The following is a 14,302-nucleotide window of genomic DNA, read 5'->3' as shown; positions in this document are numbered from 1 at the left end:
TCGATGCGTCGGGGCCGGTTAATGGAAGCTTGACGGTGTGCGAACGGAATTCCGAAAACCGTGTCCCGAAAGCCACGTAACCCCCGGGACGGCGGTCGCAGCGTCCGCCCCGATCAGGCATAAGCCTCGATCGCGGCTGATCTTTGTCGGGGTGCGGGCGTGGCCAAGGTTCTGTTCACCATCGGGTACGAAGGCGCGGATCCCGAGCGCGTCGTCGGGGCGCTGCGGGGCGCCGGGGTCGCGACCCTGGCGGATGTCCGGGCCGTGGCCCTGTCGCGCAAGCGCGGCTTCTCGAAGGGCGCGCTCGCCGCCGGGATGGCGGGGGCCGGCCTCGCCTACGCGCACCTGCGGGCGCTCGGCACCCCGAAGGCCGGCCGGGAGGCGGCGCGGGCCGACGACGCCAGGCTGATGCGCCGGATCTACTGCGAGGAGGTCCTGGAGGCTGAAGGCGGCGCGGCCGCCCTCAACGCGCTCGAGGACCTCGCCGCCGGCGCGCCGACCTGCCTCCTGTGCTTCGAGCGCGACCCGGAACGCTGCCACCGCCGCGTGCTGAGCGAGCGCATGGAGGCCCGGGGCTTCGCGGTGGTCGACCTGTTCGCCTGACCGGGCCGCGATCCGGCCCGGCGCGCCCGGCGCCCGCAGAGGCGCGCGTCAGCGCCGCGCCGCGCCGGCGGGACGTCATCCCGCCCGGGCGGTCCCGCCCTCGCGCTCGCCCGACGGGGAGTGGGTGGCCGGCGCCCCGCGCGGGGCGGTGCGCGGGGCCGCGCCCCGGCGCCCGGGCCCGGCCGGCGCGCCCTGCGCGAGGGCGCTCTCGATGTTGGCGTAGAACTGCCGGGCGCTCGCCTCCCAGGTGTGGCGCAGGGCCTCGGCGCGGCAGAGCGCCCGGGGGATGCGCAGCGCCGCCAGGGCGGCCGCGCCGAGGTCGGCGTCGAGCACGCCGGCCCGCGTGCCGCCGACGACGTCGAGGGGGCCGGTGACCGGGTAGGCGGCCACCGGCAGGCCGCTCGCGAGGGCCTCCAGCAGCACGATGCCGAAGGTGTCGGTGAGGCTCGGGAACACGAAGGCATCGGCGCCGGCGTAGACCCGGGCCAGGGCCTCGCCGGTGAGCGTGCCGAGGAAGCGCGCCGCCGGGTCGAGGACCGCCAGGCGCGCCCGGTCCGGCCCGTCGCCGACCACGACCTTGGTGCCGGGGAGCGGCAGGCGCAGGAAGGCCGCGACGTTCTTCTCGACCGCGAGGCGGCCGACGAACAGGAAGAGCGGGCGCGGCAGGCCCGCCAGGACCCCGGGCGCCGGCGCGTCGCGGGGCCGGAACAAAGCCGTGTCGACGCCGCGGCTCCAGCGCATCAGGTTGCGGAAGCCCCGCGCGGCGAGCTCGCGCTCGAGGGAGGGCGTGCTCACCATGGTGCCGCTCGCGCGGCCGTGGAAGCGGCGCAGCCAGGCGTAGCTCAGGCGCTCGGGCACCGGCAGGCGGGCGGCGAGGTACTCGGGGAAGCGGGTGTGGTAGCTCGTGGTGAAGGGGCGGCCCTGGGCGAGGCAGACCCGCCGGGTCGCGAGGCCGACCGGCCCCTCGGTGGCGATGTGCACGTGGGTGGGCGCGAGGCGCGCCACGCGGGCGCCGACGCCCCGCGCGGTCGCGAGGGAGAGCCGGATCTCGGGGTAGCCCGGCAGCGGCACCGAGGAGAAGTCCTGCGGGGTCAGCAGCACCGGGTCGTGCCCGAGGCGCCGCCCGGCCGCCGCCATGTGCTCGAGGGAGCGCACGACGCCGTTGACCTGGGGGTGCCAGGCGTCGGTCGCGACGAGGAGCCTCACGCGACCGCCCGGGCGGCGGCCGGGCCGGCCTCGGCCGCCGGCACGAGGCGGCCGGGCAGGCGCGCCGCCTCCGCGGGGCCGGCGGGCGCGCTGGCCCGCGCCCACTCGGCGAAGCGGATCACCTCCATGCGGCCGTCGTAATGCTCGACGACGGCGGTGCAGGACTCGACCCAGTCGCCGGTGTTGAGGTAGCGCAGGCCCTGGATCTCGCGGCTCGCCGCGTGGTGGATGTGGCCGCAGATCACGCCGTCGGCCCCAGCCCGCCGGGCCTCCGCGACCAGGAACTCCTCGAAGCGGCCGATGAAGTTGACGGCGTTCTTGACCTTCAGCTTGGCCCAGGCGGAGAGCGACCAGTAGGTCAGGCCGAGGCGGCGGCGCAGCCGGTTGAGGTGGGTGTTGACGAAGAGCGCCGCCGTGTAGGCGCCGTCGCCGAGCAGCGCCAGCCAGCGGGCGTGGCGCACCACGAGGTCGAACTGGTCGCCGTGGATCACGAGGTAGCGCTTGCCGTCCGCCGCCTCGTGCAGGAGCTGGTCCTGGATCTCGATGCCGCCGAAATGCATGTCGAGGAAGTCGCGCAGGAACTCGTCGTGGTTGCCCGGCACGTAGACGAGCCGGGAGCCCTTCCGGACCTTCCGGAGCAGCTTCTGCACCACGTCGTTGTGCGCCTGCGGCCAGTACCAGCCCGCGCGCAGCTTCCAGCCGTCGACGATGTCGCCGACGAGATAGATCTCGTCGGCATCGACCGCGCGCAGGAAGTCCAGCAGCAGCTCGGCCTGGCATCCCTTGGTGCCGAGATGGAGATCGGAGAGGAAGAGCGTTCGCACGCGAAGCGCGTCGGCGTCGTCGGCCACGTGCATCTCCTTGGCGGCGTCGTCCGCCAGCCAAACCGCAATCGCGTATCACTTTGATGACGCCGGGGCCGGCCGGACGCCTGGACTCGAGGTTCGTTGTCGGGCCGTTAATCGCTTCATGCGGATGATGCAGATCAGCCGCCCGCGTCGCCGGCTACCTCGGCCGTGGCGCGCGTGGTTCTGCTGAACGTGCGAGCCTCCGGATCCGCGGCGGCGCGCCGCCCCCTCCCAGCGAAGCCGCGAGCGCCATGGCAGCCCCCCTCGTCGTCCCCGACCGGCCGCTCCCCGCAGGAGGCGTGTCGGGGCGCCCGCTCGCGGCCGGGCGGCCCTACCTCGGCATCGGCCTCAAGGTGCTCTCCGCCCTGACCTTCACGCTGATGTCGGCCGGGGTGAAGGCCCTGGCCGACCGCTTCCCCACCGGCGAGATCGTGTTCTTCCGCTCGGCCTTCGCGATCCTGCCGCTGCTCGTCTGGCTCGGCTGGCAGGGCGGCGTGGCGGCGGCCGTGCGCACCCGCAACCTCCGGGGCCACATGCTGCGCAGCATCATCGGGGCCTGCGGGATGTTCGCGGGCTTCGCCGGGCTGTCCTTCCTGCCGCTCTCCGACGCGGTCGCCATCGGGTACGCCTCGCCGCTGCTCGTCGTGGTGCTGGCCGCGCTCGTGCTGCGCGAGCGGGTCCGGGCCTATCGCTGGGCCGGCGTGATCGTGGGCTTCCTCGGGGTGCTGATCATGCTGGCGCCCCACCTCGAGCTCGGCGCGAGCGGCGGCGCCGGCAGCACGGGGGCGCTGTTCGCCTGCCTCGCGGCGGTGTGCTCGGCCGCGGCCACGATCCAGGTGCGCAAGCTCACCGGGACCGAGCGCACGGGCGCCATCGTGCTGTACTTCTTCCTGTTCACCGCGCTGCTCGGCCTCGCCACGCTCGCCCTCGGCTGGCGCATGCCGGGCCTGGGCGAGTTCGGGCTCTTCGTGCTCGTCGGCGTGCTCGGCGGCATCGGCCAGATCCTGCTGACCGAGAGCTACCGCTACGGCGACGCCTCGCTGGTGGCGCCCTTCGAGTACACCACGATGCTGTGGTCGCTCCTGATCGGCTGGTTCGTGTTCGGCCAGCTGCCGCAGGCCTCGATCGCGCTCGGCGGCGGCATCGTGGCGGCGGCCGGCGTGTTCGTGGTCTGGCGCGAGCGGCGCCTCGTCGTCGAGCGGGCCCGCGAGGCCGCCGCGGGCGGCGCCCGGGCCGGCTGAGGCGCGGGGGGCGCGGCCGGCGCGGTCCGGGGTCCGCGCCCGCGCGGTCGTTGACGGCGCCGGGCGCGCGCCCTTACTCCGGGCGGGTGCCGGCGCGCTGCCGGCGCCAGGAGATCGCCGGATGCCGCCACGCCCCCGTCCGTCCGTCGCGGGAGGCTGCCCGTGACCCCGCCCGGCGCGACCGTGCCGGTCGACCTGCGGCTCTACGGCCTCCTCGACGTCGGGGTCTGCGGCGGCGACGCCGGCCACCTCGCGCGCATGGCCACCGAGGCGGCGGCGGGGGGCTGCACCCTGCTCCAGTACCGCGAGAAGGCGGTTGCGAACGCCCGCGAGAGCGTCGCCCGCCTGCGCCGCATCCACGCGGCCCTGGCGGGCAGCGGGGTGCCGCTCCTCGTCAACGACCGGGTCGACCTCGCCCTCGCGGCGGAGGTCGAGGGCGTGCATCTCGGCCAGGAGGACCTGCATCCGGCCGACGCCCGGCGCCTCCTGGGCCGCGGCGCCATCGTGGGGCTGACCCTCAAGACGGCCGCGCAGGCCGACGAGCTCTACCGCCTGCCGGTGGACTACGCCTGCATCGGCGGCGTCTTCGCCACCGCCAGCAAGGACAACCCCGACCCGCCCGTCGGCCTCGACGGGCTCAACCGCATCGTCTTCCGGGCCCGCCTCGCCCGGGGCGGCGGCCTGCCGCTCGGCGCCATCGCGGGCATCAGCCGCGGCAACGCCGCCGCCGCGATCGGGGCCGGGGCGGACGGGATCGCGCTGATCTCGGCCCTGTTCGGGACCGGCCGCGACGTCGAGGCCCGCGCCCGCGACCTGCGCGCCGTGGTCGACGCGGCCCTGGCGGCGCGGGGCTCGGCGTGAGCGGGACGGGGGGGGCGACGGCGGGCGCGGCCCCGGCGACGCCCATCGCCCTCACCGTCGCGGGCTCGGATTCGAGCGGCGGGGCGGGCATCCAGGCGGACCTGAAGACCTTCGCGGCCCTCGGGGTCTACGGCGCCAGCGTGATCACCGCGCTCACGGCCCAGAACACCCGCGGTGTCCAGGCCATCCACGACGTTCCGCCGGACTTCGTGGCGCGCCAGATCGAGAGCGTGCTCGCCGACCTCGCGGTTGCCGCGGTGAAGATCGGCATGCTGTCGCGCGAGCCGGTGATCGCCGCCGTGGCGGAGGGGCTCGCGCGCCTCGCCCCCGGCCTGCCGCTGGTGCTCGATCCCGTGATGGTGGCGACGAGCGGCGACCGCCTGCTCGCCGACGCGGCCGTGGAGGCCCTGCGCCGGCACCTGATCCCGCGGGCCCTCGTGCTCACGCCGAACCTCGCCGAGGCGGCCGTCCTGCTCGGCGAGGGCCTCGCCCCGGACGAGGCCGCGATGCTCGACCAGGGCCGGCGCCTGCTCGCCCTCGGCCCCGGCGCGGTGCTGATGAAGGGCGGCCACGCCGCCGGCCCGGAGAGCGCCGACCTCCTGATCGGCCCGGGCGGCGCCGTCCTGCGGCTCGCCGGCCCCCGGATCGCGACCCGCAACACCCACGGCACCGGCTGCACCCTGTCGTCGGCGCTCGCGGCCGGCCTCGCCCGCGGCCTGGCCCTGCCCGAGGCCGCGCGGGCCGCCAAGGCCTACGTCGCCGCCGCCATCGCGGCCTCGGAGCGGCTGACGATCGGGCAGGGCCACGGGCCCGTGCATCACTTTCACGCCCTCTGGCCCTGAGGCCGGCCGGCCCGGCGAAACCCGCGTTGCGGCGCCGTCGGCCCTTGCCAGCCCGCGGCGATTGCGTTTGATGGAGCGTACGGTCGTTCGGAATGCGGAACGCCGCGAGCGGGAACCTGTGGTGCAAGGGCGGACGATGGGCGTCGAGCGGGGGCGGGAGCGCCCCAAGGACCTGATGACCGGGGCGCAGGTGCTGTCGGGCCAGCTCGGCAAGACCATCCAGCGCCTGCGCAAGGCCTACAACCTGTCGCTCTCGGAACTCGCCGAGCAGTCGGGCGTGGCGAAGTCGATCATCAGCCAGATCGAGCGCAACGAGACCAACCCGACCCTCGCGACGATCTGGCGCCTGAGCCAGGCCCTCGACGTCTCGATCGAGCGGGTGCTCGCCACGGGCGACGAGGAGCCGTTCATCGAGAAGTCGTCGCGGGCCGACACGCCGATCCTGGTCTCGGACGACGGCCGCATGCGGCTCTCGATCATCGGCTGGATCAAGACCGTCGAGTGGCTGCAATGGTACGACCTCTCGGCCGATCCCGGCGGCGAGCTCGATTCCGACGCCCACCAGCGCGGCTCGGTCGAGTGCCTGTCGGTGCTGGAGGGCGAGTTCGAGATCGACGTCGCCGGCGCCGTGCAGCGCGCCCGCTCGGGCGAGACCCTGCGCTACCGCTGCGACCGTCCCCACACCGTCCGCTGCATCGGCGACGCGCCCGGCCGCGCCACCATGGTGGTGATCATGAAGGCCGCCGTGATGGAGTAGCGGGCCGCGCCCGCCCGTCCCGCCGCCGGCGGCGGACCCGGGGCGTGCCCCCTCGCGGGGCGCGCACGGCCCCCTTGAGGCCGGGCCGCCTCACCCCCCGGCGTTGATCCACCGGACCATGTCGGCGAGCACCAGCGACAGGGCGCGGTCGAGGCCGTTGGCGGCGACCGGCGCGCTCACGGCGTCGACCGGGACCCGGGCCTGGAACACCCGGGCCGCCACGACGGTGCCGGTGCCGTCCTGGACGATCTTGGCCGAGAGGTCGACCACCGCCTCGCGGCTCGCCGCCGCGATGTCGAAGGCGCGGATCTCGCTGATCAGCAGGGTGTCGGCCGCCACCTTGTCGCCCGGGCGGCTCACCGACTTCAGGCGGTTGGCGTTCTCCAGGCTCTGGATCAGGCGGGCCTGGATCAACCGGGGCAGCCGGTCGGCCCACTGGCCGCCGCCGAGGTAGGAGACCGCGGCGCCGGGCTCGCGCACGATGATCCGGTCCGCCTCGAAGGGCTGGAGCCCGACCGGCTCGGCGACCACGATGGAGCGCCGCGCGGCGCCGCCGCGGGCGGCGCCCGGCAGGGCGGTGAGGTCGAAGGTGGTCGGCACCGTGCCGCCGCAGGCGCCAAGGCCCAGGGCGAGCCCGGCCGCGGCCAGGAGCGGGAGCCCCGGCCGGCGGGCGGCGGGGCGGGGAGCGGGGAATCTCGGGAGCATGCGCGGACCAGGGTCTAACCCGGCAGAGATAGGCCCGTACGCTTGACCGAGCATCACCCGAAACCTCCGGCCGCGGCCCGGAATGCGCGACCGCGGGGCGTGCGGTGCAACAATCTAGCGACCGTTGTATTCGGGCAACGTCGGCTTGCCGCCGAAGATGACCTGCGAGGGGTCGCGCTCGATGCTGCGCACGGCGCTGTTGAGGCTGTTGAGGGTGCGCTGGCCGTCGGTCGAGAGGGTCTGGACCTCGCGCCGGCCGGCGCCGCTCAGCCGCCCGAAGTTCTGGGTGATGCTGGCCGTGCGCTTGTCGAGGTTCTCCGACATGGTCCGGAAGGCGCGCCCGGCCTCCCGGATCGAGATCGCCGCGTCGCGCACCTCCGCGAAGGTGCCCTTGCCGGCCTCGCCGGAGGCCGAGCCGAGGAAGCCCTCGGCGCCCTTGAGCACCGCGTCGATGCGGTCGGCCGAGGCGTTGAGCTTGGCGGCGAGGGAGCGCGCGTCGTGCAGGCCGGCCGCGATGTCGGGCGAGGCGCCCGCGAGGGCGGCCGAGAAGCGGTCGGCGTTGTCGATCAGGCTGCCGAGCTTGCGCCCGTCCACGGCCTTGACCAGGGCGTCGAGGGCCGGCGCGCTGTCGCTCAGGGTCCTGGAGAAGCGCTCGACGTTGGCGAGGGTCCGGTTGATGGCGCCCTCGTTGCCGGCGACCACGCGGTCGAGGCGCTGGAGCATGTCGTCGGCGCGCTGCGCGATGGCGCGGGCGCTCTGCATCAGGTCCTGGATGTCGGCGGCGTCGGCGAAGATGGTCGGCACCGGGTCGCTGCCGCTCGGCGCCAGGGGGGGGGCGTCGGCGCTGCCGCCCACGAGGGCGATCGAGGCGACGCCGGTCAGCATCGTCATGTCGAGCCGGGCGCGGGTGTCGGCCCGCAGCGGGGTGGCGCGGTCGACCTCGACGACGGCCATCACCCGCCGCGGGTCCTGGGGCAGCAGGCTGACCTCGGTCGCCTCGCCGACCCGGATGCCGTTGAAGGTGACGAGGGAGCCCCTGGCGAGCCCGCCGACGCCCCCCGAGAACACGATGCGCACCGGCAGGCGCGCCTGGTTCGAGGCGCTGCCGCGCAACCAGAACGCGAACGCGAAGCCCAGCACGACGACGGCCAGCGTGAAGGCGCCGATGAGCACGTTGTTGGCGCGGGTTTCCATGCCTTACGACGATCCGTTCGCGGGCGGGCCGGGCGGGGAGGCGAAGCTAGGCCTTGAGGCCGGGCCGGTTCGTGCGGCAGCGCACATCAGGATGCTGCCGCCCGGGCGTCGCCCGTGACGATCGCCCGCGCCCGCTTGCCGTGGAAGTAGGAGCGCAGCCAGGGATGGTCGGAGGCCAGCATGGCGTCGATCGGCCCCTCGGCGATGATCTGGCCGTCGCCGAGGGCCGCGATGCGGTCGCAGGCGGTGTAGAGGCTGTCGAGGTCGTGGGTCACCATGAACACCGTGAGCCCGAGGGTGCGCTGCAGGGTCGCCACCAGGTCGTCGAACTCGCCGGCGCCGATCGGGTCGAGGCCCGAGGTCGGCTCGTCGAGGAACAGGACCTCGGGGTCGAGGGCGAGCGCCCGGGCCAGGGCCGCCCGCTTGATCATGCCGCCGGAGAGCTCCGAGGGCAGCTTGTCGGCCGCGTCGGCCCTCAGGCCCACCATCTCGATCTTGAGCCGCGCGAACTCGTCGAGCAGGCGCTCGGAGAGGTTCAGGTGCTCGCGCATCGGCACCTGGATGTTCTGCTTCACGGTCAGGGCCGAGAACAGGGCGCCCTGCTGGAACAGCACGCCCCAGCGCCGCTCGATCACCCGGCGCTGCGCCAGGGTGAGGCCGTCGACGTCCTCGCCGAAGACCTCGATGGTGCCGGCGCGCTTGGGCACGAGGCCGAGGAGGGTGCGGGTCAGCACCGACTTGCCCTGGCCCGAGGGGCCGACGAAGCCCAGGATCTCGCCGCGCCGGATGTCGAGGTTCAGGCCCTTGAGCACCGTGCGGTCGCCGAAGCCCACCACGAGGTCGCGCACGCGGATGATCGCGTCGCCGCGCGCGCGCAGGATCGCGTCGCGGCCGGGCGTCTGGGCGGGGCGGGGCAGGGGCACGTCCGGGCCTTCTAGAAGTCGATGGCCGCGAAGAACACGGCGAAGAGACCATCGAGCACGATGACCATGAAGATAGACTTGACGACTGAGGCGGTGACGTGGCGGCCGAGGGACTCGGCCGAGCCCTCGACGGCGAAGCCCTCGATGGACGCGATGACGCCGATGATCAGCGCCATGAAGGGCGCCTTGATCAGCCCGATCGCGGCGTGCCGGAAGCTGATCGCGCCCTGGAGCCGCGACACGAAGGCGTCGACCGACATCCCGCCGTAGAGGAGCGAGGTGAGCGCCCCGCCCGCGAGCGCCGCGAGGTCGGCCAGGAAGGCCAGCAGCGGCAGGGCCGCCATCAGGGCGAGGATGCGCGGCACGATCAGGATCTCGATCGGGTCGAGGCCCATGACGCGGAGCGCGTCGACCTCCTCGCGCATGCGCATCGAGCCGATCTCGGCCGTGAAGGCCGAGCCCGAGCGGCCCGCCACCATGATCGAGGTGAGCAGCACCCCCAGCTCCCGGAGCGTCAGGATGCCGATCATGTTGACGACGTAGCTCTGGGCGCCGAAGCGCTGGAGCTGGATGATGCCCTGCTGCGTGACGATGCAGCCGACCAGGAACGCGATCAACATGATGATCGGCGTGCCGTTGAGGGCGATCTGCTCCATCTGGTTGACGAGGGCGGCCCCCCGGAAGCTGCGCGGCCGGGCGAGCACCCGCAGGCAGGCCGCCACCACCTCGCCCAGGAAGGCGAGCCCGGTGAGGCCCTCGCGGCCGAGGCGCGCCACGCCGGCGCCGAGGGCCGCCAGGGGGTCGAGCAGGCGCGCACGCCGCCGGCCGGCCGCCGGCTCCGGCTCCCGGTAGGCGACCTCGCGCAGCAGGATCAGGTGCTCGGGGCTCGCGCCCGCGTAGCCCGCCGCGGCGCCGATCCCGGCCCGGGTGCGCTCGAGGACCCAGGCCCCCAGGGTGTCGAGCCGCTCGAGGCCCGAGAGGTCGATCAGCACGCGCCCGGCCGTGCCGGCGCTCCCCAGGATCTCGGCCGCCGCGGCCTCGACGGCGGGGGCCTGGTCGGCGGTCCAGCGGCCGCCCAGGCGCGCGAGGGCGCCGTCGCGGCCCCGCTCGACGGTCACCCGGGCCGCGTCGACGGCGCGCGGGCTCTGTGCGGTCGGCACGGGCCGGCCCTCCGTGGTTCCCGAATCGTCCCCTCGAGGGCGAGTCATACCCCGGCGGGCGCGGGCGTGACAAACCGGCGGTTGCGCCGGCGCCGGGCCCCGGGAGCGGACCGCCGGCGTCCGCGGTTGTCCGCCCCGTCGGACCCTGCCCTGGAGCAGCATCCGATCACGCTGCGATCGGCCGCTGCTCCAGGTTTTTGATCCTGCCGCATTTTTGCGCGGCGAACCGGTGTCCACTTCGCCGGAAAATGCCCTAGCGCCGCGGCGCGCGGGAGGCCGCCAGCGCCAGGACCAGCCCGCAGGCCGCCAGGGGCAGCATCAGCCCGAAGGCGAGGGGGCCCCCGCCGGCCCGGTAGGCCGCGCCGCTCGCCAGCGTGGCGGACGCGGAGGCGAGGGCGGAGGCGGCGGCGTAGTGCCCCTGCGCGGCGCCCCGGCCGCCCTCCGGCGCCAGGCGCGACAGGGCGCCCATCACCCCGAGCTGCGTCGCCCCGAAGGTGAGGCCGTGCAGCACCTGGAGCGGCAGGATCGCGGCCGGGACGCCGGCCGCGAGGAGCAGCCCGGCCCAGCGGGCGAGCGCGGCCCCGGCCCCGAGCCCGAGCAGCCGGAACGGGGCCTCGTGCAGCCAGGGGATCCGGCCCGCCACCGCGAAGAAGGCGATCTCCGCCACGACGCCGACCGCCCAGGCGAGGCCGGCGGCGCCCGGCGTCAGGCCGAGGCCGACCCAGTGGATGCTGCCGAAGGCGTAGAGCGCGGCGTGGCTGGCCTGGACGCTGGCCGCCGCCGCCATGGCGAGCCACAGGGCCGGCGGGGTGCGGGCGCGGGTCCCCGCCGCGGCGGCGCGGCGCGGCTCGGGCCCCTCCCCGCCGCCGAGGGCGGCGCTGCCGCCGGCCGCCAGGACGGCGAGGCCGGCCAGGAAGGCCGTCACGCCGCCCTGCGTCCCGACGACGCCGAAGAGCCAGCCCCCGCCGAGGCTCGCCGCCAGGAAGCCGAGGGAGCCGCCGAGGCGGATGCGGGCGTAGTCGAGGCCGGGGTGGCGGCGCACCGCGGCGAGGCTGAGGTAGTCGATGCAGGGCACCAGGGCCGCGCCCGCGACGGCGTTGACGGCGATCAGGGCGGCGAGGAGCGGCCAGCCGGCCGCCGCCGCCGCGGGCATCAGCCCGTACGTGAGGGCGAGGCCGAGGCTGCCGGCGACGAGGAGGCGGCGGGCCCCGGCGCCCCGGTCGACGAGGCCCATCAGGGGGGCGGTGGCGCCGATCCTGACGAGGATCGGCAGCGCCACGAGGGCCCCGATCAGCCCCGGCTCCAGGCCGAGCTCGGCGAGCCAGAGGGGCAGGAAGGGCATCGCCACGCCGATCCCCGCGAACACCACCGCGTAGAGCAGGCCGAGCCGGAGGGCGGCGCGCCGCGGGGCGGCCGCCGGCGGCCGAGGAGGCGAGGGGGGATCGGGGCGCATCGTCCGGGGCGGGATCCGGCCAGGGGGAGCGGGCGCGGGCGGGAGGCCGCCGCCCGGGGCCGGGGCGAATCAGCAGCCCGGGCGCGGACGCCGCGTAAGCGGCCGTTAACGCGGAGATGTCAACCCTCGCGGGAGCAACTCGCTCGCGCTGTTCGAGTCCGCGGGGACGTCTGACCATGGCCGGAACCCCTTCGCTCCCCACCCGCCCCGTGGAGGAGTACGACGTCATCGAGACCGCCATGCTGGAGACGGCGCGGGGGCGCTGGTTCCTCGGCGAGTACGCCCGGCGCAACCGCAGCGCCGATACGGGCGTCCTGCTCGACGCGATCGGCCGGCTGGAGAACGCCGTCGCGGCGGACCGGGGACCGCCCGGGATGGAGCGGCTGCGCTTCGACCTCATCGAGATGGCCAAGGCGATCAGCCGCACCAAGTCCGAGATCGCCGCGATCCACACACCCGACCAGGACCAGAGCCGGCTCGGCGAGGCCTCGGAGGCCCTCGACGGGATCGTGCGCACCACCGAGCGCGCCACCTCCGACATCCTGCAGGCGGCCGAGGAGGTGCAGGAGGTGGCCTGGACCCTGCGGGAGACCGGCGCCGACAGCCGGGTCTGCGACCGGCTCGACCAGAACGCGACCCAGATCTACACCGCCTGCTCGTTCCAGGACCTGACCGCCCAGCGCACCAGCCGCATCGTCCACACCCTGCGCTACCTGGAGCAGCGCCTGACCGCGATGATCGAGATCTGGGCCAGCGCGGACGATCCGCCGGCCCAGGCCGGGACCGCCACGGCGCCCGAGGCCGCGAGCCTCGACCAGAGCGACGTCGACCAGATGATCGCGACGGGGCCGCCGCCGGCGCCGCCCCCGCGCCTGAAGCTCGTCGAGACGACCCTGCCCCTCGACGACATCGCCTTCCTGCCCGATCCCGGCCCGGCCCCGGACCCGGCCCCCCCGGCGCCCTGCCCGCCCGAGGACGAGACGATCCCGCTCGAGAGCGCCTTCGCGGAGGTCGACAGCCTCGCGCTCGAGGAGAAGCTCTCCCGCTTCACCTGAGGGAGCGCCGCGCGGACGCGGCTCCCAAGACCCGCGGCTCCCAAGACCCGCGGCTTCCAAGACCCGCGGCCTCCAAGACCCGCGGCTCCCAAGACCTGCGGCTCCCAAGAGGGGCGGGGGCCCCCGCTGCCCCGACGGCGCCACGATCAAACGGCTCAAGGGGGCTCGCTCGGCGGCAAGGCCGGCCGGCCCGGGTGGCGCCGGAGGGCGTGCGCGGCCTTGATCCGACGCGCGTCCGGGCGGACAAGCGAGAGCCCCGTCTCCCCGGACGCACGCGAGCAGCCCGCTCCCCATCCCCCGCCATCGGCCCGGCCCCTCGATGCCCCTGCACCTCCTCAAGCTCTGCGTGGGCTGCGACTCGATCGCCGACCTCGAGGGCTGGATCGCCGGGCGCCGCGCCGAGGCGGAGCGGCAGGGCCGGGCCCACGAGCAGGCGCACGTCACCCGGATGGTGCCGAAGCGGGCCGAGGAGATCGCCGGGTCGGGCTCCCTCTACTGGGTGATCCGCGGGATCGTGGCCTGCCGGCAGGGGGTGCTGGCGATCCGCCCCTTCGTGGACGGGGACGGCGTCGGCCGCTGCCGGCTCGTGCTCGATCCCCGGGTCACGCCGGTGCAGCCGCGGCCCTGCCGCCCGTTCCAGGGCTGGCGCTACCTCGCCGCCGGCGACGCGCCCGGCGACATCGGCCGGGACGCCGCGGGCGACCTCGCGGCGATGCCCGAGGGGATGCGGCGGGAGCTCGCGGCCCTGGGGCTGCTGTGAGGGGCGGGCTCGCCCGTGCGGGCGGAGCCTCGCCGCCGGGGCCCGCGCCCCCCCGATGAGCCCCCCGGTGTGCGCGGCACGCCGGACGGGTCGGGTGCGGCCGACGCCGCACGCCGGATTGGTCGGGTGCGGCTGACGCCGCACCCGGGGCCTCACGCCCCCTCGAAGCGCCCGCTGGCGTGGGCGAGCATCGTGTAGACCTTGCCGGTCTCCGAGGTGAGGTAGGCGTTCGCGCGGCGCGGGTCCTTGTCGGCGCGGGAGACCTCGCCGAGCAGGCGCTCGAACTCCCGCACGTAGCGGTCGACGGTGCGGCGGAACTCCGGCTCGGCCCCGTAGCGGCGGCGGATCTCGTCGAAGGTCTGCTGGCCCTGGGCCGTGTAGAGGCCGCGGGTGAACAGGTTCGTCTCGCCGCGCCGGTAGCGCTCCCAGAGCGCGACCGCGGCCGGGTGCTCGATCATCCGGGCGATGTTGCTCGAGATGGTGTCGATCGTGCCGAAGCCGTCGTCCTCGCCGGCCTTGGCCGCGGGGGCGCCGTCCTCGTCCTGCGAGGCCCGGGTGAGCAGGTCGGAGAGCCAGCCGCCGGCGCCGGTCTTCGGCAGGGCCGGGGGCTCGCGCCGCGCCTCGATCCCGGTGCGGGCCGGCGCCGGCGCGAGGCTCGGGGCCGGCGTCGCGGGCCGGCTCGCCGCGGGGGCCG

Annotated in this window: 15 protein-coding genes; 7 read left to right on the top strand and 8 right to left on the bottom strand. The window is 75.5% G+C overall.

All coding sequences use genetic code 11. The annotated features are described in order from the left end of the window. The first annotated feature begins 159 nt into the window (after positions 1-159). Positions 160-603, top strand: coding sequence for a DUF488 domain-containing protein (locus DT057_RS03220; RefSeq protein WP_128560682.1), 444 nt, complete (start codon positions 160-162; stop codon positions 601-603). Positions 604-678: 75 nt separating this feature from the next. Here DT057_RS03220 and DT057_RS03215 read toward each other — a convergent pair whose 3' ends face one another. Together DT057_RS03215 and DT057_RS03210 are read right to left on the bottom strand one after the other, a co-directional pair. Continuing rightward, positions 679-1,809 (bottom strand): glycosyltransferase family 4 protein, encoded by a 1,131-nt coding sequence (locus DT057_RS03215; RefSeq protein WP_128560681.1) that lies wholly within the window; start codon positions 1,807-1,809, stop codon positions 679-681. Then, positions 1,806-2,666: a UDP-2,3-diacylglucosamine diphosphatase gene (locus DT057_RS03210; protein WP_128560680.1), complete on the bottom strand. Its 861-nt coding sequence runs from the start codon at positions 2,664-2,666 to the stop codon at positions 1,806-1,808. Before DT057_RS03210 ends, DT057_RS03215 begins: the two co-directional genes overlap by 4 nt. Positions 2,667-2,908: 242 nt before the next feature. Between DT057_RS03210 and DT057_RS03205 the strand changes: the two genes are divergently transcribed. From DT057_RS03205 to DT057_RS03190, 4 genes are all read left to right on the top strand, one after another. Then, complete coding sequence (locus DT057_RS03205) at positions 2,909-3,898, top strand: DMT family transporter (protein WP_128560679.1); 990 nt, start codon at positions 2,909-2,911, stop codon at positions 3,896-3,898. 162 nt (positions 3,899-4,060) lie between these two features. Further along, positions 4,061-4,759 carry a thiamine phosphate synthase gene (locus tag DT057_RS03200; protein ID WP_407068141.1) on the top strand — a complete coding sequence of 233 codons (699 nt, stop codon included), beginning with the start codon at positions 4,061-4,063 and terminating at the stop codon, positions 4,757-4,759. After that, positions 4,756-5,601: a bifunctional hydroxymethylpyrimidine kinase/phosphomethylpyrimidine kinase gene (gene thiD, locus DT057_RS03195; RefSeq protein ID WP_128560677.1), complete on the top strand. Its 846-nt coding sequence runs from the start codon at positions 4,756-4,758 to the stop codon at positions 5,599-5,601. The genes DT057_RS03200 and thiD overlap by 4 nt, the downstream gene beginning before the upstream one ends. 136 nt (positions 5,602-5,737) lie before the next feature. Next, positions 5,738-6,358, top strand: a complete 621-nt coding sequence (locus DT057_RS03190; protein ID WP_128560696.1) for a helix-turn-helix domain-containing protein — start codon at positions 5,738-5,740, stop codon at positions 6,356-6,358. A 90-nt stretch (positions 6,359-6,448) separates the two neighbouring features. Here DT057_RS03190 and DT057_RS03185 read toward each other — a convergent pair whose 3' ends face one another. The 5 genes from DT057_RS03185 to DT057_RS03165 all read right to left on the bottom strand — a co-directional run bounded on the left by DT057_RS03185 (position 6,449) and on the right by DT057_RS03165 (position 11,793). Continuing rightward, on the bottom strand, positions 6,449-7,063 hold the full coding sequence (locus DT057_RS03185) for an ABC-type transport auxiliary lipoprotein family protein (RefSeq protein WP_128560676.1): 615 nt from the start codon (positions 7,061-7,063) through the stop codon (positions 6,449-6,451). A gap of 114 nt (positions 7,064-7,177) precedes the next feature. Then, entirely contained in the window at positions 7,178-8,257 is a 1,080-nt protein-coding gene (locus DT057_RS03180) for an MlaD family protein (protein WP_128560675.1), read from the bottom strand. A gap of 86 nt (positions 8,258-8,343) precedes the next feature. After that, positions 8,344-9,174, bottom strand: coding sequence for an ABC transporter ATP-binding protein (locus tag DT057_RS03175; RefSeq protein WP_238314131.1), 831 nt, complete (start codon positions 9,172-9,174; stop codon positions 8,344-8,346). Between the two features lie 17 nt (positions 9,175-9,191). After that, positions 9,192-10,388, bottom strand: coding sequence for an MlaE family ABC transporter permease (locus DT057_RS03170; protein ID WP_128560674.1), 1,197 nt, complete (start codon positions 10,386-10,388; stop codon positions 9,192-9,194). Positions 10,389-10,593: 205 nt separating this feature from the next. After that, complete coding sequence (locus DT057_RS03165) at positions 10,594-11,793, bottom strand: MFS transporter (RefSeq protein WP_128560673.1); 1,200 nt, start codon at positions 11,791-11,793, stop codon at positions 10,594-10,596. A gap of 176 nt (positions 11,794-11,969) precedes the next feature. Between DT057_RS03165 and DT057_RS03160 the strand changes: the two genes are divergently transcribed. Both DT057_RS03160 and DT057_RS03155 read left to right on the top strand, forming a co-directional pair. Then, a complete protein-coding gene (locus DT057_RS03160; RefSeq protein WP_128560672.1) occupies positions 11,970-12,848 on the top strand; it encodes a hypothetical protein in 879 nt (292 codons plus the stop codon). 319 nt (positions 12,849-13,167) lie between these two features. After that, positions 13,168-13,608, top strand: a complete 441-nt coding sequence (locus tag DT057_RS03155; RefSeq protein ID WP_128560671.1) for a DUF1489 family protein — start codon at positions 13,168-13,170, stop codon at positions 13,606-13,608. A 152-nt stretch (positions 13,609-13,760) separates the two neighbouring features. Here the strand turns inward: DT057_RS03155 and DT057_RS03150 are convergent. Further along, positions 13,761-14,302: hypothetical protein (locus DT057_RS03150; protein ID WP_162501303.1), on the bottom strand; the 542-nt coding region annotated here is incomplete at its 5' end.

It is taken from the genome of Methylobacterium crusticola, assembly GCF_003574465.1.
In the GTDB taxonomy this organism is placed as follows: Bacteria; Pseudomonadota; Alphaproteobacteria; order Rhizobiales; family Beijerinckiaceae; genus Methylobacterium; species Methylobacterium crusticola.
This window is presented reverse-complemented; position numbering and strand designations above follow the sequence as displayed.